Here is a 16,344-nt window from a genome sequence, read left to right on the forward strand (position 1 = left end):
GCCCATGTCTCTCGTCAGACCCGCGCTCACCTTGACCATCCTCATGACGGCGCTCCTCGGCCTCGCCTATCCGCTCGGCATGACGGCGCTGTCCCAGGCGATCCTCCCGCACCAGGCGAACGGCTCGCTCCTCGAGCGCGACGGCGTGGTGATCGGCTCCGCGCTGATCGGCCAGCCCTTCGCGGCGCCGCGCTATCTCTGGCCGCGCCCCTCCGCGGTCGACTATGACGCCGCGAACTCCGCCGGCTCCAATCTCGGGCCGACCAACGCGGCGCTGGTCGCCGGGATCGCGGCGCGCGCCGCGGCGCTGGAGGCGGCGAACGAGGTGAAGCCGCCCGTCGACCTCGTCACCGCTTCGGCCTCGGGCCTCGACCCGCATATCTCGCCGGAGGGCGCCTTCGCCCAGGCGGCCCGGATCGCCACGGCGCGCGGGGTGGCGCCCGCCGAGATCCGCGCCTTCCTCCGCGCCCATGTCGAGGGCCGGGCGCTCGGCTTCGTCGGTGAGCCCGTGGTGAACGTGCTCCTCGCCAACCTCGCCCTCGACGAGGCCTTCCCGATGGCCGCCCCGCCGGCAGAGGCCGCGCCCGCGAGGACCGCCGCGACCAACCCCGATGACTGAGGCCGACGAGCGCCCCGATCCGGACGCCCTCCTCGCCGAGATCGGCCGGGAGGGCAGCGGCCGCCTCAAGATCTTCCTCGGGGCGGCGCCGGGGGTCGGCAAGACCTATGAGATGCTGAAGGCCGCGCAGGACGCGAAGGCCGAGGGCATCGACGTCGTCATCGGCATCGTCGAGACGCACGGCCGGCGCGAGACCGAGGCGCTCCTCGTCGGCCTCGAGACGATCCCGAGCCGCGTCGTCACCTATCGCGGCCGCTCCTTCCCGGAGATGGATCTCGACGCGATCCTCGCCCGCCAGCCGGCGCTCATCCTCATCGACGAGCTCGCCCACACCAACATCCCCGGCAGCCGCCACGCCAAGCGGTGGCAGGACGTGGAGGAGCTCCTCGCCGCCGGCATCGACGTCCACACGACGCTGAACATCCAGCATCTCGAGAGCCTCAACGACGTCGTGGAGCGGATCGCCGGCATCAAGGTGCGCGAGACGCTGCCCGACTCGGTGCTCGAGAAGGCGACGGAGATCGAGCTGATCGACGTCACGCCCGAGGTGCTCCAGAAGCGCCTGCGCGAAGGGAAGGTCTATGTCCCCGAGCAGGCGGCGCGCGCGATCACCCGCTTCTTCTCGCGCGGCAACCTCACCGCGCTGCGCGAGATGGCGCTGCGCGTCGCCGCCGAGCGCGTCGACCGCGACATGCTCGACTTCATGCGCGGCCACGCCGTCGCCTCGGCCTGGCCGGCGCGCGAGCGGATCCTCGTCTGCCTCACCTCCGGCGCCGATGCCGAGCGGCTGGTGCGCACCGGCAGGCGCATGGCCGACCGCAGCCGGGCGCCGTGGATCGCGCTCGCCGTCAGCGAGACCGGCGGCTCGGACACCGGCGTCGAGAAGGCGCTCGCCCTCGCCGAGCAGCTCGGCGCGGAGACCGAGAGCATGTCCGCCGCCGGCTCCCGCTCCGAGGCGATCCTCGACTTCGCGCGGCGCCGCAACGTCTCCCGGATCGTCGTCGGCGCCGGAAGCCGGGTCCGCCGCCTCTTCCGCCGCCCGCTCCACGAGCACCTCATCGCCGGCGGCGAGGCGTTCGAGATCGCCGTGCTCGGCGGCGGCGGGACCGAAGCGCCGCCGCCGCAACGCCTGCCGGACGATTTCTCGATCCGCCCCTATCTCCTCGGCATCCTCTTCGTCGCCCTCGCGGTCCCGTTCGGCTTCCTCGTCGACGAGACGCTGCCGCTCGCGAACCTCTCCCTCGTCTTCCTCGCCCCCGTCCTCGCGAGCGGGGCGACGGGGCGCGTGCCGGCCGCCGTCCTCACCTCCATCCTCGCCTTCGTCGCCTACAACTATTTCTTCACCGAGCCGCGCCTGACGCTCACGATGATCCACGCGTGGCAGGTGCTGACGCTCGGCTTCTTCCTCCTCTTCAGCCTCGTCGTCGGCATCCTCGGCGCGCGGCTCAACGCGCAGGTGGCGGCCATGCGCCTCGCCGAGCGGCACACCCGCGCCCTCTACGAGTTCACCCGCAAGGCGCTCACCGCGACGAGCGACTACGACATGGCCTGGACCGTGGTCAGCCAGGTGCGCTCGTCGGTGCCGGTCGAGACCGTCCTCCTCACGCCCGACGCGACGGGCCGCCTCGCCGTCCTCGCCGCCTCCCCGCCGATCGACGAGATCGACGCCGCGTCGGAGGCCGCGGCCAACTGGGCGTGGCGGCAGGGCCAGCGCGCGGGATGGTCGACGAACACGCTCCCGTCGAGCGCCTGGCTCTTCGTCCCGCTTATCACGCGCGAGCGGACCGAGGGCGTCCTCGGCGTCCGGCGCGAGGCGGGCGGGGAGCCGCTGCGCGCCGCCGACCGCCGCCTCCTCGAGACGCTCGTCGACCAGGCCGCGCTCGTCCTCGAACGCGCGCACATGATCGCCGAGACCGCCGAGGCCCAGCGCTACAGCCAGACCGAGAAGCTGCGCACCGCGCTCCTCTCCTCCGTCAGCCACGATCTGCGCACGCCGCTGGTGTCGATCATCGGCGCGGTCTCCACGCTCGACGCGCTCGGCCCGAGCATTGGCGCGCGCGACAGGGCGGAGCTTCTGAAGACGATCGGGTCGGAGGCGAACCGGCTCAACCGCTTCATCCAGAACCTCCTGGACATGACGCGCCTCGGCTATGGTGCGCTCGCCGTGCGGCGCGAATGGCTCGACCTCGCCGATGTGGTAACAGCGGCGCGGGAGCGCTTGAAGGAGCGCCTGGAGGGGACGGAGGTTCGGGTGAGGATCGCGCCGAATGCGACCATCGTGGAGGCGGATCCGACCCTCCTCGAGCAGGTGATCGTGAACCTCCTCGACAATGCCGCCCGCTACTGCCCCTCCGGCGCGCCGGTCGAGGTGACGGCCGAGCGGCGCGAGGGCCGCCTCGTCCTCGCCATTGCCGATCACGGGCCGGGCATCCCGCCCGACAAGCGCGACCGTGTGTTCGACCTCTTCTGGCGGGCCGAGAACAGCGACCGCCAGGGCGCGGGCACCGGGCTCGGCCTCGCCATCGTGCGCGGGTTCGTCGAGGCGATGGGCGGGCGCGTCACGGTCGGCGAGCGCGTCGGCGGCGGCGCGCGGTTCGAGATCGGCCTGCCCCAGCCGGCCGCCCCGCAGTTCGCGCCGGAGCCGCCCGATGCCTGACGACGCGAAGATCCTCGTCGTCGACGACGATGACGCGATCCGCAAATTTCTCCGGATCAGCCTCACCGCGTCCGGCTACCGCGTCATCGAGGCGCGCGACGGGGAGGGCGCGCTCGGCAAGGCGGCGACGGAGAGCCCCGCCCTCGTCGTCCTCGATCTCGGCCTGCCCGATCTAGACGGGCGGGAGGTGGTGAGCCGCCTGCGCGACTGGTTCACCGGCCCGATCCTCATCCTCTCGGTCCGCTCGACCGAGGAGGAGAAGGTGGCCGTGCTCGACGCGGGCGCGGACGATTTCGTCGTAAAGCCCTTCGGCGTGCAGGAGCTTCTGGCGCGCGTGCGGGCGCTCCTGCGCGCCCGGCCCGGCGTCCCGGAGGCGCCGACCCTCGATCTTGGCGCGCTGAAGGTGGACCTCGCCGCGCGGACCGTGACGGTCAACGGGCGCGAGATCGGGCTGACGCGCAAGGAGTTCGACCTCCTCGCCCTCCTCGTCAGGAGCGCCGGAAAGGTGGTCACGCAGCGCCAGCTCCTTGCCGACCTGTGGGGCGAGGCGCACGTGCACGACACGCAATATCTGCGCGTCTATGTCGGCCAGATCCGGGCCAAGCTCGGCGACGATCCCGCCAACCCGCGCTTCATCCGCACCGAGCCGGGCATCGGCTACCGCCTCCTCGTGGGCGCCAGCGACATGCCGCCGTCTGTTTGACGCCCGTTGCCCGCGCCCAGAGGTTCGCCCGAGCGGAGCAAGCCGGATGCAGCCGAGCTGCGGGTCGTCGGTGTCGAATGCACGGAAGATCTCCTCGCCTCCGATCGCCGTGGCGCGCGTTGGCGTCCGGATTTGTATCGAACTGCAATGGCGACCGCGCGCCGACACGAAGCGATGCAATCGAACCCCCGGCTGCAACATCTGCAAACGATCCGGACCATCAGCGCACACATGCCGGCCGTAGGGTCGGCCCGTCGCTCAGTCCTCCGGAAGAAGTCGCATGGCAGGTCCCGCCGCAAACCTCCCCAACGCCGCCCGTTCGCGGTGACCCGGATGAGCACGTCGATCGTCTCCTCGCACCGCGAGTGGCGCACCCGGCAGCTCCAGGCGCGGCACCGGCTGATCTCGGTCGCCGCCGGCCGCAAGCACGTCGTGGCCAAGGCGCAGAAGGTCTGCGCCGAACGGCGGCTCGTGTTCACCATCACGAACGGGCGCTCGGGGAGCGGCGCGCTTGCGGCGATGGCGGCGGCCGTCCCCGGCCTCCATGCGGTGCACGAGCCGGAGCCGAAATTCGCCTGGCTCGCGCGCCACGCGCAGCGGAACATCCGCCTCGCCGAGGATTTCCTGATCCACGACAAGATCCCCGCCATCGAGGCGTCCGTCCCCAGAGGCGCGACCTACCTCGAAACGCACAACGCGTTCGGGAAGGGCTTCTTCGAGGCCGCCTTCGCGCTGCGGCTCAAGTTCGACCTTGTGCTCCTCCACCGTCCGGCCCGATCCGTCGCGCATTCGCTCCATAGGCTGGGCTGGATCCCCGGCCGCAGCCGGTTCGGCGTGAACTTCTTCCTCGATCCGGGCGGGTCGAACCTCCTGCGGCTGCCCGACTGGGAGCGCCACTCGGACTATCAGCTCTGCCTCTGGCACGCGCTGGAGGTGGAGGAGCGGCAGGCGATCTATGGGTTGATCGCGGCCGGGAATGGCGCGCGCGTCGTCGGCATCGACGCCGACCGCCTCCCGGTTCCGGACTATCTCGCCGAGCGGCTGCGCCTCTTCGGCATCGATGTGGACGCGGCGGCCGCGGCGCGCATGGCGGCGCTCGGCCTCGCACGCCACAACCAGCAGAGCGGGCCCGCCAACGTCGATCCGCAATGCGACAGGGACGCGGAGGCGCGTGCACTGGTCGACGCCCTCGTCCCCGACATCGACACGATCGGCGCCCTGTGGAAGCGCCTCCGCCTCGACATTTAGTCGGCTAATAGAACGTCGTGCCGCGCGCACCGGAATGGAGATTCCATGCGAAACAAAACGATCCTCCTCGCCGCCCTCGGCGTCTCGCTGGCCGCGCCGGTGCTTGCCGAGACGGTGAGCCCGCTTCCCGATGCCCTCGCGAGCGTCGGCTTCTCCGAGGAGGGCCGCCGTCATTGGGACCATGGCCGCGTCGAGATATGGGGAACGCTGCCCGACGGGACGCACGTCGAGGCCCACTTCAACCGCGCGGGGCTCGAGGATGTCGAGGCCAAGGGGCGCGGCGCCGGCCTGCCGATCGACCTCGTCGACGCGATCGTCGGCAAGGAGCGGACGGCCTTCCCCGCGCTCCTCGACCTCGCGCGGCTCAGGGAGATCGAGATCGACGATGATGGCGGGGTCGAGATCGAGGGCGTCGCCGCGGACGGGCGTGAGATCAAGGCCGCGTTCGACAGGGCGGGCCGCCTCGTCGATTTCAAGCACGACTGACGCGCCGCGAAACCCGCCTCAGCCCAGCACGATGCTGCACCCGGCCGCGTCCAGCGCGTCCGTAAGGGCGGCCGGCGGGCGCTGGTTCGTGATGAGGCCGGTGAGGTCCGCCGCGCGGCAGATCCGCCGCCGGGCGGTGCGGGTGAATTTCGAGGCGTCCGCCAGCACCCAACCATTGTGCGCGGCGGCGAGCGCCGCCTGCTTCACCGCGATCTTCGCCGGGTCGAAATCCCACGGCGCGCCCGTTGCGTCGAACGCCGAGACGCCGATGAAGGCATGGTCGAGCCGGAGGCCGCCGAGCGCAGCCGCTGCCTCTCCCGTGATCGCGCCGTCGGGCGTGTGGATCTCGCCGGGCAGGATCTCGACCCGCAGGCCCGGCTTTCCGGCGAGCACAGAGGCCGCGTTGATCGAGCCGCACACCACGCGCACATCGGCGAGCCGACCGGCCTCCGCCGCCTCGGCAAGCTCCTGCGCCACCGCCTCGAGGGTGGTGCCGGTGTCGAGATAGACGACATCGCCCCGCGCCATGAGCCGCACCGCGGCGGCGGCGATCGCGCGCTTGTCGGACGGGTGGGCCTCTCGCTTTTCGCCATAGGAGGGCCGCGCCGCGAGGCCCGGCAGCCCGGCTCCGCCATGGAAACGCTTCACGAGCCCCGCCGCCTCGAGCGCGATGAGGTCGCGCCGCACGGTTTGGGCCGAGCATCCGAAGGATTTGGCGAGTTCGTCGATCGTGACGAACCCGTCCGCCGTGAGCGTTGTCAAAATTCGCTCACGCCGCTCCCCCAGGATCTCCGTCTCGTGTAAGTTTTCGATCATAGCATGTGTGATTTAACATGGGGACAGCCAATGCTGCCAGATTTGCGCCTCGCAGCCGACGGGACGGTTTGGCGCGACACGTCCCGGTTCGACCCCTGGCGGCGTGAATGGGTCACCGACGGCCCTGCGCCGGCCGACGCGCGGCCGGTCGACCCCGGCGCCGCGCTGAAGGCGGTGAACGCCGGACGCGCGCGGCGCCTGCCCGTCGCCGTCATCGGCCCGCGCGTGCCGGAGGCGGGGCAGGCCGACATCGCCCGCGCGCTCGGCGAGGCGCTCGGCCAATACGGCGTGCAGATGATCTGCGGCGGCAAGGGCGGCGTCATGGAGGCCGCGTGCGAAGGCCATCTCGCGGCCGGCGGCCTCCCCATCGGCATCCTTCCGGACGACGAGTGGACAGCGGCGAACCCTTATGTGGCCATCCCGATCGCGACCGGCCTCGGCCCCGCCCGCAACGCGATCATCGCCCGCGCCGCGACGGTGCTGATCGCGGTCGGCGGCGGCTACGGCACCCTGTCGGAGATCGCCTACGGCCTGCACTTCGACCGCCTGGTGCTGACGCTCGCGGGCGCGCCCGAGGTCAACGGCGCCATCGTCTGCGCCACGGTCGAGGAGGCGATGGGTCATGTCGCCCGACATCTGTTGAACCTGCCCCTGGCATAACGGCGTCATAAAACTTACAATCGGCGTCGTTATGGAAGGTATCGCTCACCACGGAGCCGACCATGGCGGTTGTGACCACGGCCTATCTCGTCTACCTCGCGCTGCCCATCGCGCTGCTCGTGATCGGCGCGTTCGGCGAGACGTGGACGAACACGCTCCTGCCGAGCGGCGCCACCACCCGCTGGTTCGCCGAGGTCGCGGCTGACCCGAGCTTCTCGCGCGCCTTCTGGACGAGCCTCAAGGTCACCCTCGCCACCTGCGCGCTCGCGACGCTCATCGGCCTGCCGCTCGCCTACGCGGCGACCGGCGCGGCGCGCGGCTTCGGCCGACTCGTGCGCTTCGTCATGATGGTGCCGGTCGCGGCGCCCGAGATCACGCTCGGCTTCGGCTTCCTGATCGCCTTCTCCACCGCCGCGACACCCTGGCTCGGCTCGTTCTGGCTCCTCGTCGCCGGCCACACGCTCCTGACCCTGCCCTACCTCGTCGCCGCGTTGATGAACGACATGGAGGCGCTGGGGCTCGCCGACCTCGAAGCGGCGGCGGCCACGCTCGGCGCCGGCTTCTGGCGCCGGCTCTTCGACATCGTGGTGCCGGTGTGCGTCACGAGCCTCTTCACCGGGCTCGTCACCGTCGCCGCCATCTCCATCGGCGAGTTCCAGCTGTCGAACCTCATCGCCGGCTTCCTCGACCGCACCTACCCGATCGTCCTCCTGCAGGCCTTCTACGGCGCCACGGGCTTCGCCTGCGCCGCCACGGTGGTCCTGCTCGTCCTCTCACTCCTCACCGGAACGGCCTCGGCGCTTTTCACCGCGGCCGCAATAAGGGAATCCCGATGATGAAGAGCTGGCTTCTCGCCGCCGCCGCGGCAGTGTCTTTCGCCTCAGCCGCGCACGCCTTCGACGGCGCCGAGCTCTATGAGGGCGAAGCCGCCCTCTACGAGGCCGCGCAACAGGAAGGCATCGTCGTCTCGTTCGACACGGGACCGACCTGGGCCAACTGGGCCGCGCAGTTCAAGGCATTCAAGGAGCGCTATCCGGGCGTCGAGATCGTCTACAACGACCTCGGCTCGGCCGCGACCGTCGTCGCCCTCGAAAAGACGAAGAACCGCCCGCAGGCCGACACGGCCTACTACTTCGCCGGCTCCGCCCTCGACGCGGCGGACAAGGGCGTCGTCGCCCCCTTCCAGCCGGTGAATTTCGAGAAGCTCCCCGCGCCCTTCAAGGAGGCCGAGGGCCGCTGGTTCACGATCCACACCCTCAACATCGCCTTCCTCGTGAACACCAACCTCGTCAAGGACGTCCCGACCTCCTGGGCCGACCTTCTCGACGAGAAGTACGCGAACACGATCGTCTATCTCGACCCGCGCTCGACCGGCCAGGGCCAGGTGCTGGTGTTCGCCGCCGCCCTCGGCAATGGCGGCTCGATGGACGACATCGCGCCCGGCATCGACTATCTCACCAAGCTGCACCAGGCCGGCAACGTGATGCGCACCGTCGGCACCACCCCCTACGCGCAGTTCGTGAAGGGTGAGATCCCGATCTATATCGGCTACGAGAATGACGGGCTGAAGGCCAAGTACACGGACGGGATGGGCGACGCCGTCCAGGTCGTGATCCCCGAGGAGGCGTCGGCCGCCGCGCCCTACGCGATCTCCATGGTCGAGGGCGCGCCTAACCCGAACGCCGCGAAATTGTGGCTGAACTTCATCATGACCGACGAAGGCCAGGCCCGCTTCGCGGACGGCTTCGTGCGCCCCTCCGTTCCGGGCGTCGCGCTGCCGGCCGAGGTCGTGGAGAAGATGCCGGCCGCCCCGCAGCTTCAGCCGTTGGACGTCGCCAAGGCCAAGGAGATGAAGGCCGCGGTGGACAGCGCCTGGTCGAAGGCGGTGCTCGGCGGCCAGTAGACCGAGCGCACCGGAACTTCGCGCCCGATGACACGCCGCATGCGGCTGGCGCTGGCGGTTCCCGCCGGCGCCTTTCTCCTCCTCTTCCTCGTCTGGCCGCTCTCCGGCATCGTCGGCGAGGCGGCGACGGACGGCGGGACCGCGTTCGCGCGCCTTGCCGCCGACCCGGTCTTCTGGCGCGGCATCTCCGGCAGCCTCGTCCTCGGCACGGTCGCGCCGGCGGTCTCGACCATCGTCGGCCTCGCCGTCGCCCTCCACCTCGCGCGCCTGTCGCCCGGCCGCCGGGCGGCGCTTCTCACGGTGATCGCCGTGCCGCTCTCCTTCTCCGGGCTCGTCGTCGCCTACGGCTTCATCCTGGTGTTCGGCCGCTCCGGCTTCGTGACGCTGCTCCTTGCCGAGGTCGGGTTCGACCCGGCGGTGGTCGGCGGCATCATCTACACGCCCGCCGGCCTCGCCTTCGCCTATTGCTACTATCTCATCCCGCGCGCGGTGCTCGTCATCCTGCCGGTGGTGGTGAATTTCGAGACGGCGCAGATCCAGGCGGCGCGCGCGCTCGGCGCCGGGCCGCGTCTCGCCTTCCTCACCATCGTCTTGCCGCAGGTCGCGCCGGCGATGCTCACCGCCTTCGCCCTCACCGCGGCCGTGGCGCTCGGCGCCTATGGCACCGCCCTCGCCCTTTCCGGAACGCAGCTCCCGATCCTGCCGATGGTTCTCTATTCCAAGATCTCCGACACCGGGTCCGACCTGCCGGCCGCGGCCGCGATGTCGCTCGTCCTCCTCGCGCTCGCGGCGACCGTGATGGCGCTCGCCGAGCTCGTCCGTCCGGGGCGCGCCCGATGAGCGGCCGCGCGATCCGCCTCGATGGCGTCGGCAAGACCTTCACCGACGGCACGCGGGGCCTCCAGCCGGTCGATCTTTCGATCGGACGCGGCGAGATCGTGGTCGTGCTCGGCCCGTCCGGCTGCGGCAAGACCACCCTGCTGCGCCTCCTCGCGGGCCTCGAACAGCCCGACGGCGGCGGCCGCATCCTCTTCGACGAGGTCGACGTGACGGCGCTCCCGGTCGAGAAGCGCGGCGTCGGCATGGTGTTCCAGTCCTACGCCCTCTTTCCGCACATGAGCGTCGCCGGGAATGTCGGCTACGGGCTGCGAGTCCAGCGCTGGAAGCGTGCGGCGCGGCGCGAGCGGGTGGCGGAGATGCTCGCCACCGCGCGCCTCTCCGACCTCGCCGCGCGGCGGGTCGACAAGCTCTCCGGCGGCCAGCGCCAGCGCGTCGCGCTCGCCCGCGCGCTCGCCCCGAAATCCGGCATCATCCTCCTCGACGAGCCGCTCACCGCGCTCGACGCGGGGCTGCGGGAAGGGCTGCGCGCGGACATCGAGGCGATGGTGCGCGGACAGGGCGCGACGGCGCTGCACGTGACGCACGACCAGGCCGAGGCGCTGGCGCTCGCCGACCGCATCGTGGTGATGCGCGAGGGGCGGATCGTGCAGGTCGGCACGCCGCGCGAGGTCTATTTCGCCCCGGCTTCGGACGAGGTCGCGCGCTTCTTCGGCCCGGTCAACCGCCTCCAAGGCCGCGTCACCGCCGGCAGCTTCGAGACCCAATGGGGCACGATCCCCCTCGCCCACCCGGATGGCCCCGCCACGATCACCTTCCGCCCCGAATCCCTGACGCCGGCGCCCGACGGCCCGCTCGCCTTCGAGGTGGTCGCCTCGGTCTTCGAGGGCACACGCCAGCGCCTGACGCTCGCCGCCGGGGACGAGATTCTGATCGCCCACGCGCCGGGTGCCCTTGCCGTCGGGCGGGGGCAGGTACGGTTCGCGGTGGATACGACGTCGCTGCTCGATTTGAAGGGGCTGTAACGGCGGGCTGGCCGGGCTCGCGGTGCTGGCGGCATGATTGCCGAACGCGCGGCGTCGATCCCGGCCGGGCGGTCCGCGTGACCCGGCGCTACCCTCCGAGCACCCGCACGTCCGGCGCGAGACGCGGCCAGGCGATCATCGCCTCGAGCGCGGCGCCGATCTCCAGGAGCCGCCAGTCCGCCCCCGCCGCGCCGATGAGCTGCATGCCGATGGGCATTCCGTTCGCCGCAGGCGCGGCCGGGAAGGCGAGCGCCGGCAGGCCCGCGACGTTGGCGAAGGTCGTGTAGATCGCGGAGGCGCGCGGGGCGGCCGTGATGCCGTCGATCGTCTCGGGGAAAGGCGTCGCCTTCGGCCACGGAAGGGCGGCGGAGCTTGGCGACAGGATGATATCGAACGCTTCGAAGAGGTCGGCCGCCCGCCACCGATAGTCGGCGATCGCCGCCAGGGTGCGGGCGTAGGTTTTGCCGTCGATCGCCGCGCCCGTTTCGGCGAGGCGCGCGATGGCCGGGCTCGGCGTGAAGCCTCCCGCGAGCGCATCCTCCAGCGTCGCGGCGACGCCGACTGCGGCAAGGCCCATGAAGAGCGCGCCCGCCTCCTCCGGGTCCCATGGCTCCTCCAGCGGCGCCACGCTCGCGCCCGCGTCCGTCAGGAGGGCCGCGACGTCGCCGAGGCGGGAGAGGATCTCGGGGTCAAGCGGGTGCGCGCCGATCCGTCCGACGAGACCCACGCGCAGCCCCGCGAGGGCGGCGCTCGGCGCTGGCGGCGTCGTGGCGGAAAGGATCGCCAGCATGGCGGCGAGGTCGGTCGTGGTGCGGGCGATGGGGCCGATGGTCTGGAGGTCCGTCGCGAGCGCCGGGAAGCCGTCCCTGCGGGGGATGAGGCCCGGCGTCGTGCGGAGCCCCACCGCGCCCGCGTGGCCCGCCGGGCGGCGGACCGAGCCGCCCGCATCCGTCGCGAGCGCCAGCGGCGCGATCCCGCCCATCACGGCGGCGACCGCCCCGCCGCTCGACCCGCCGGGCGTCAGCGCCGGATCCCACGGGTTGCCCGTCACCCCGAAGAGTTCGTTCGACGTGAAGCCGGCGAGCGCCAGCTCAGGCGTGTTGGTCTTGCCGAGAATCACCGCGCCGGCCGCCCGCAGACGCGCAACGGCCAGCTCATCGCGCGGCGCCACGTGGTCGGCATAGGCGCGGCTTCCCCAGGTCGCCCGCAGCCCGCCGACCTTGAGATTGTCCTTGATGGTGACCGGCACACCGTCGAGCGGCGAGAGCGGCTGCCCGTCCGCCCAGCGCCCGTCCGCCTCACGCGCCGCCGCGGTGGCGCCCTCGACATCGAGGGTCACCACCGCGTTCAAGACGGGGTTCACCCGCTCATAGCGGGCGAGGATCGCGGCGAGCGCCTCGCTCGGGCGGGTCGTGCCGTCGCTATAGAGCGCGGCGAGTTCGCCCGCCGTCAGCGCGTGAAGCGCGGTCACGGTGCGCTCAGTCCTCGAGGAGGGCCACCGCGCGGATCGGGCTGCCCGTCCCGCCGCGGATCTTCAGCGGGAAGCCGATGAAGCGGAAGCGGCCCTTGCCGATCAGCGCCTCCATGTTCACCAGACCCTCGACGTGGGTGAACCCCATGTCGCGGCAGACCATGTGGACCTCGAAATTGTTGCCGCCCGGCCGGCCCGGGCTCACCGCCTCGACGCCGAACATCGCGATGCCCTTGTTGCCGAGCCAGGTCGCCGACTCCTTCGTGAGGCCCGGAAAGTCGGTGAGATAGCCGGGCGTGTCGTAGCAGCGGTTGAAGAAGTTCATGTGCAGGAGGACCATGTCGTTGGGGCGGATATCGACCCCCGCGACCTCGATCGCCTTCTCCAGGTCCTCGATCGAGATGTCCGACTTCAGCGGCTTGTGCGAGAGGTCGAGGCAAACCGCTTCGAGAAAGAACTTCTCCAGCGGCATCTCGTCGATCGTCATCGCGTTCGGATCGGCATCGAAATGGTGCGGCGCGTCGACGTGCGTGCCGGCATGGTCGCCGATCGCCAGCGACATGGTGGCGGAGGAGAATTTCACCCCGTCCATCTCGCGGATTTCTTCGTGAGTGCTGTACGGCGTGATCACGATGGAGGGGTGATTCAGGAGCCGGGGCATCTTGTGGTAGATCTCGCGGCTCAGGTCGATCAGCTGCATGGCAGGCTCTCTGTCTTGCTGTGGATTCTAGTGCGTCGCCATCTCGGCCGATGACGCGGCGACGCGTTTCATTTCGATCGGGGAGTTCAGCAGGAACTCCTCCAGCGCGAAGATGCGGCTCGCGTCGGCGTAGCCGATGCGCGAGATCCGCACCGGCGGCGGCACGACACCGGCCCGCCCGAACGCGGCGTCGAGCCCGTGGCGCACGCCCTCCGCGTAGGCAGGAATCTGGGCCATCGGGCCCGCGAGGGTCAGCCGGTCCGGCGCGGCGGCGACGCTGACGGGGAAGAGATGGCGGCCGAGCACCTCGCCCGCTTCGAGGAAGAGGGCGTTCAGCGCGGCATCGCCCTCGCGCGCGGCGCGGATGATCGCCGACAGGCGGTCCGCGTCCTCCGCGCGGCTCGCGGTCGATTTCGGCCGGTGCCCGCCCGAAAGGCGAGTGAGGATTCCGTAGCCGGAGACGAGCGTGTTGAGGCACCCCGTCTGCCCGCAATGGCAGAGCCCCGTCGCGCCGACGACCGGAATGTGGCCGAGCAGCCGCTCGTCGCCGCCATGGCGATGCGGCCGCCCGTCGATGACGAGGCTCGCGCCGAGGCCCACCGCGACATGCACCAGCATGGTGGTCCCCTTGTGGGGGACGCCGGTCCGGTCGCCGAGGTCGGCCATATTCAGCGCGTTGCCGAGATTGTCGACCTGCACCGGGATCTTCAGCCGCGCCTCCAGGAGGGGGCGGAAGGGCGTGCCGACGAGGGCCGGCATGGAGGCCGCGCGCAGGAGCCCGCGCTCATGGTCGAGCGCACCGGCCACCACCACGCCGAGGCCGAGAACCTTGGAATCGGAGGAGACGAGCTCCAGCGCCTCGTTCGCGATCGCCTCCGCGATCTGGTCGGCGGGAAGCGCCATGTGGTCCGAGAGCGACCGTTCGGCGATCACGTTGCCGGAGAGGTCGACGAGGCTGAGGCAGGTCTCGAAAAGGGTGAGGCATGCGGCGAGCACCGTCGCCCCGCCCGGCGCGAGCGCGAGGCCCACATGCCGCCGCCCCGGCCCAGACCCCACCGCCGTCGCGACGCCTTCGACGATCAGCCCCGCGTCGATCATCTCACGGGTGATGCGCGAGACCGCGGCGTCCGTCAGCCCCACCAGCGTGACGAGCTCCGAGCGGGACAGCCCCGGCCGCCGGTGCAACAAGCGCAGGATCAGCGAGCGGTTGTGGTCGCGCACGCTCTGGACGTTTCTTTTCTGCATGCGTTTGCCGGCCCCTCCCTCGGCTCAAAGAGCCTAACGCACGAGCGACGAGCCGTCCGGACCGGCGACGCGCTCAGGCAGGCTGTCGAGATCGAGCCCCGCCATCCAGTCCGCCCCGTTGTGCGCGGTCCAGACCGAGGACATCACCGCCGCCACCGTCTCGTGCACCGCGAGGTCGTTCTCGGAGAAGGTCGCGGGGATCGAGCTCGCGCAGATGAGGGTGCCGAGATAGCGGCCCTGCCACATCAAGGGCGCGAACATCGCCGAGCCGGCGCGGAAGGTCTGGAGGATCTTCACGAAGGTCGGGTAGTTGCCCGTCTCGCGCAGCAGCAGCGGCATGCACGTCTCGCGCACATGGGCGGGGTGGCCGAGATTGACGTCCACCCGCTCGTGATATTGCTCGGGCAGGAAGTTCATCGGCGCGACGATGAGATGGTGCCGCGCGTCTGGCGTCAGCATGAAGGTCGTGCAGGCCGACTGGCGCTCGGCGTGCGGACGGCCGACGAGCGAGGGCAGAGCGCGGGTGAACTCCCACAGCGCGTCCTCGGCGGACGCGGCCATGCTCGCCTCGCGCGTCACGCGGCGGATCGCCAGGAGGGCGTCCACCGGATCGGTTCCACTCATCGTTCACTCCAGTCGCAGGTCGAGGGTCGGGTGGGCCGGGCGCGCCAAAATGGGGCGCGCCGGAGCCGTGTCATTGCAGCACCGAGGGCAGCCAGAGGCTGAACCCCGGCACGAGGAGAAGGACCGCGAGGCACACCGCCAGCACCCCGACAAAGGGGACGATGCCGCGGATGATCTCGGTGATGGGCCGCTTCAACACCCCCGCCATCACGTAGAGCACCATGCCGACCGGCGGGGTGATCAGGGCGATCTCCATGTTCAGCGTGAAGACGATGGCGAACCAGATCGGGTCGAGCCCGAGGCTCAGGATGATCGGGTGCAGCAGCGGCAGCACGATGAAGATGATCGAGATCACCTCCAGGATCATGCCCAGCGCGAAGAGGAGCACCATCGTCGCCACCACGAAGGCCCACGGCGCGAGGTTCATCGCCTGCACCATCTCGAGGAGGTCCTGGCTGATCTGCAGCTTGGTGACGACCGTGCCGAGGACGTGCGAGCCGGAGATGATGAAGAGGATCATCGCCGAGGTGGTGAAGGCGTCGAAGAAGGCCTGCCACAGGTCGCGCAGCGAGAGGGAGCGGTAGATCACGGTCGCCACGAACAGCGCGTAGGTGCAGCCGACGGCCGCCGCCTCGGTGGGCGTGACCATGCCGGAATAGATGCCGCCGACGATCACCACCGGCAGGATGAGCGCCGGCGTCGCGCGCACGGTGTAGCTGATCCGCTCCGACCACGGCGCCTTCGGCATCGGCTGATAGACCCCGCCGCGGACCGACACGAACACCGCGTAGCAGATCAGCATCAGCGCCAGCAGGATCCCCGGAATGATCCCGGCGATGAAGAGCGTGCCGATCGATTCCTCGGTGATCTCGCCATAGAGGAGCAGCGGGATCGAGGGCGGGATCATGATGCCGAGCGTGCCGCTGGCGGCGATCAGGCCGTAGGTGAAGCGCCGGTCGTAGCCGCGCTCCAGCATCGGCGGGACGGCGACGATCGCCATCGCCGCGGCATTGGCGACGGAGCTGCCCGAGATCGCCGCGCCGAGCGCGCTGGTGATGACGGCGGCGACCGCGAGCCCGCCCGGCAGGTGCCCGACCCAGCGCGTCACCGTCTCGAACAGGAGTTCGGTGATGCCGGCGCGGCGCAGGATCTCGCTCATCAGGATGAAGAGCGGGATCGCGACGAGGAGGAAGGAGGAGACACCGGCGAACGCGGAGGACGGGACGCCGAGAAGGCTGGAATCGCCGATGACGAAGTAGCCGACCGTGACGCCGACGATGGCGATGCCGAGGCCGACGGGGATGCCGGTGGCGAGAAGGGCGAGAAGCCCTGCGAGGAGTGCGCCGGGCAT

The 16,344-nt window shown here is 70.9% G+C and carries 16 protein-coding genes; 10 read left to right on the top strand and 6 right to left on the bottom strand.

The genetic code is table 11. From position 1 onward, the window contains the following. Positions 1–4 precede the first annotated feature (4 nt). The 5 genes from kdpC to DBV35_RS14335 all read left to right on the top strand — a co-directional run bounded on the left by kdpC (position 5) and on the right by DBV35_RS14335 (position 5,712). The gene (gene kdpC / locus DBV35_RS14315) at positions 5–619 is read left to right on the top strand and encodes a potassium-transporting ATPase subunit KdpC (protein ID WP_108661000.1); all 615 of its coding nucleotides are present in this window, start codon (positions 5–7) and stop codon (positions 617–619) included. Next, positions 612–3,275, top strand: a complete 2,664-nt coding sequence (locus DBV35_RS14320) for a sensor histidine kinase (protein WP_108661001.1) — start codon at positions 612–614, stop codon at positions 3,273–3,275. Before kdpC ends, DBV35_RS14320 begins: the two co-directional genes overlap by 8 nt. Continuing rightward, complete coding sequence (locus DBV35_RS14325) at positions 3,268–3,978, top strand: response regulator (protein WP_108661002.1); 711 nt, start codon at positions 3,268–3,270, stop codon at positions 3,976–3,978. The genes DBV35_RS14320 and DBV35_RS14325 overlap by 8 nt, the downstream gene beginning before the upstream one ends. Before the next feature lie 333 nt (positions 3,979–4,311). Further along, complete coding sequence (locus DBV35_RS14330) at positions 4,312–5,226, top strand: hypothetical protein (RefSeq protein WP_108661003.1); 915 nt, start codon at positions 4,312–4,314, stop codon at positions 5,224–5,226. A gap of 45 nt (positions 5,227–5,271) precedes the next feature. After that, a complete protein-coding gene (locus DBV35_RS14335; protein ID WP_108661004.1) occupies positions 5,272–5,712 on the top strand; it encodes a PepSY domain-containing protein in 441 nt (146 codons plus the stop codon). 18 nt (positions 5,713–5,730) lie between these two features. Here the strand turns inward: DBV35_RS14335 and DBV35_RS14340 are convergent, their stop codons facing one another. After that, complete coding sequence (locus tag DBV35_RS14340; RefSeq protein ID WP_108661005.1) at positions 5,731–6,528, bottom strand: DeoR/GlpR family DNA-binding transcription regulator; 798 nt, start codon at positions 6,526–6,528, stop codon at positions 5,731–5,733. Positions 6,529–6,558: 30 nt separating this feature from the next. Between DBV35_RS14340 and DBV35_RS14345 the strand changes: the two genes are divergently transcribed. From DBV35_RS14345 to DBV35_RS14365, 5 genes are all read left to right on the top strand, one after another. Beyond that, positions 6,559–7,188 carry a TIGR00725 family protein gene (locus DBV35_RS14345; protein ID WP_108661006.1) on the top strand — a complete coding sequence of 210 codons (630 nt, stop codon included), beginning with the start codon at positions 6,559–6,561 and terminating at the stop codon, positions 7,186–7,188. Positions 7,189–7,250: 62 nt separating this feature from the next. Next, positions 7,251–8,024: an ABC transporter permease gene (locus tag DBV35_RS14350; RefSeq protein ID WP_108661007.1), complete on the top strand. Its 774-nt coding sequence runs from the start codon at positions 7,251–7,253 to the stop codon at positions 8,022–8,024. After that, positions 8,024–9,091 carry an extracellular solute-binding protein gene (locus tag DBV35_RS14355; RefSeq protein ID WP_205648684.1) on the top strand — a complete coding sequence of 356 codons (1,068 nt, stop codon included), beginning with the start codon at positions 8,024–8,026 and terminating at the stop codon, positions 9,089–9,091. Before DBV35_RS14350 ends, DBV35_RS14355 begins: the two co-directional genes overlap by 1 nt. A 27-nt stretch (positions 9,092–9,118) precedes the next feature. Beyond that, positions 9,119–9,931, top strand: coding sequence for an ABC transporter permease (locus DBV35_RS14360; protein WP_205648685.1), 813 nt, complete (start codon positions 9,119–9,121; stop codon positions 9,929–9,931). Continuing rightward, complete coding sequence (locus DBV35_RS14365; RefSeq protein ID WP_108661010.1) at positions 9,928–10,953, top strand: ABC transporter ATP-binding protein; 1,026 nt, start codon at positions 9,928–9,930, stop codon at positions 10,951–10,953. Before DBV35_RS14360 ends, DBV35_RS14365 begins: the two co-directional genes overlap by 4 nt. A gap of 88 nt (positions 10,954–11,041) precedes the next feature. Here the strand turns inward: DBV35_RS14365 and DBV35_RS14370 are convergent, their stop codons facing one another. The 5 genes from DBV35_RS14370 to DBV35_RS14390 all read right to left on the bottom strand — a co-directional run bounded on the left by DBV35_RS14370 (position 11,042) and on the right by DBV35_RS14390 (position 16,344). Then, on the bottom strand, positions 11,042–12,424 hold the full coding sequence (locus tag DBV35_RS14370; protein ID WP_108661011.1) for an amidase: 1,383 nt from the start codon (positions 12,422–12,424) through the stop codon (positions 11,042–11,044). 7 nt (positions 12,425–12,431) lie between these two features. After that, positions 12,432–13,124 (bottom strand): cyclase family protein, encoded by a 693-nt coding sequence (locus tag DBV35_RS14375; protein WP_108661012.1) that lies wholly within the window; start codon positions 13,122–13,124, stop codon positions 12,432–12,434. A gap of 27 nt (positions 13,125–13,151) precedes the next feature. Beyond that, on the bottom strand, positions 13,152–14,369 hold the full coding sequence (locus DBV35_RS14380; RefSeq protein WP_108661013.1) for an ROK family transcriptional regulator: 1,218 nt from the start codon (positions 14,367–14,369) through the stop codon (positions 13,152–13,154). Positions 14,370–14,402: 33 nt separating this feature from the next. Next, positions 14,403–14,993 (bottom strand): GAF domain-containing protein, encoded by a 591-nt coding sequence (locus DBV35_RS14385; RefSeq protein WP_108661014.1) that lies wholly within the window; start codon positions 14,991–14,993, stop codon positions 14,403–14,405. A 70-nt stretch (positions 14,994–15,063) separates the two neighbouring features. Then, entirely contained in the window at positions 15,064–16,344 is a 1,281-nt protein-coding gene (locus DBV35_RS14390) for a TRAP transporter large permease (RefSeq protein ID WP_108661015.1), read from the bottom strand.

The sequence above is a fragment of the Acuticoccus kandeliae genome (assembly GCF_003073115.1).

What these genes read in the sequence shown, in the direction of transcription:
- kdpC (WP_108661000.1), top strand. Translation starts at nt 5, where the DNA reads ATGTCTCTCGTCAGACCCGCGCTCACCTTGACCATCCTCATGACGGCG.
- DBV35_RS14320 (WP_108661001.1), top strand. Translation starts at nt 612, where the DNA reads ATGACTGAGGCCGACGAGCGCCCCGATCCGGACGCCCTCCTCGCCGAG.
- DBV35_RS14325 (WP_108661002.1), top strand. Translation starts at nt 3,268, where the DNA reads ATGCCTGACGACGCGAAGATCCTCGTCGTCGACGACGATGACGCGATC.
- DBV35_RS14330 (WP_108661003.1), top strand. Translation starts at nt 4,312, where the DNA reads ATGAGCACGTCGATCGTCTCCTCGCACCGCGAGTGGCGCACCCGGCAG.
- DBV35_RS14335 (WP_108661004.1), top strand. Translation starts at nt 5,272, where the DNA reads ATGCGAAACAAAACGATCCTCCTCGCCGCCCTCGGCGTCTCGCTGGCC.
- DBV35_RS14340 (WP_108661005.1), bottom strand. Translation starts at nt 6,528, where the DNA reads ATGATCGAAAACTTACACGAGACGGAGATCCTGGGGGAGCGGCGTGAG.
- DBV35_RS14345 (WP_108661006.1), top strand. Translation starts at nt 6,559, where the DNA reads ATGCTGCCAGATTTGCGCCTCGCAGCCGACGGGACGGTTTGGCGCGAC.
- DBV35_RS14350 (WP_108661007.1), top strand. Translation starts at nt 7,251, where the DNA reads ATGGCGGTTGTGACCACGGCCTATCTCGTCTACCTCGCGCTGCCCATC.
- DBV35_RS14355 (WP_205648684.1), top strand. Translation starts at nt 8,024, where the DNA reads ATGAAGAGCTGGCTTCTCGCCGCCGCCGCGGCAGTGTCTTTCGCCTCA.
- DBV35_RS14360 (WP_205648685.1), top strand. Translation starts at nt 9,119, where the DNA reads ATGACACGCCGCATGCGGCTGGCGCTGGCGGTTCCCGCCGGCGCCTTT.
- DBV35_RS14365 (WP_108661010.1), top strand. Translation starts at nt 9,928, where the DNA reads ATGAGCGGCCGCGCGATCCGCCTCGATGGCGTCGGCAAGACCTTCACC.
- DBV35_RS14375 (WP_108661012.1), bottom strand. Translation starts at nt 13,124, where the DNA reads ATGCAGCTGATCGACCTGAGCCGCGAGATCTACCACAAGATGCCCCGG.
- DBV35_RS14380 (WP_108661013.1), bottom strand. Translation starts at nt 14,369, where the DNA reads ATGCAGAAAAGAAACGTCCAGAGCGTGCGCGACCACAACCGCTCGCTG.
- DBV35_RS14385 (WP_108661014.1), bottom strand. Translation starts at nt 14,993, where the DNA reads ATGAGTGGAACCGATCCGGTGGACGCCCTCCTGGCGATCCGCCGCGTG.
- DBV35_RS14390 (WP_108661015.1), bottom strand. Translation starts at nt 16,344, where the DNA reads ATGCCCGGCGCACTCCTCGCAGGGCTTCTCGCCCTTCTCGCCACCGGC.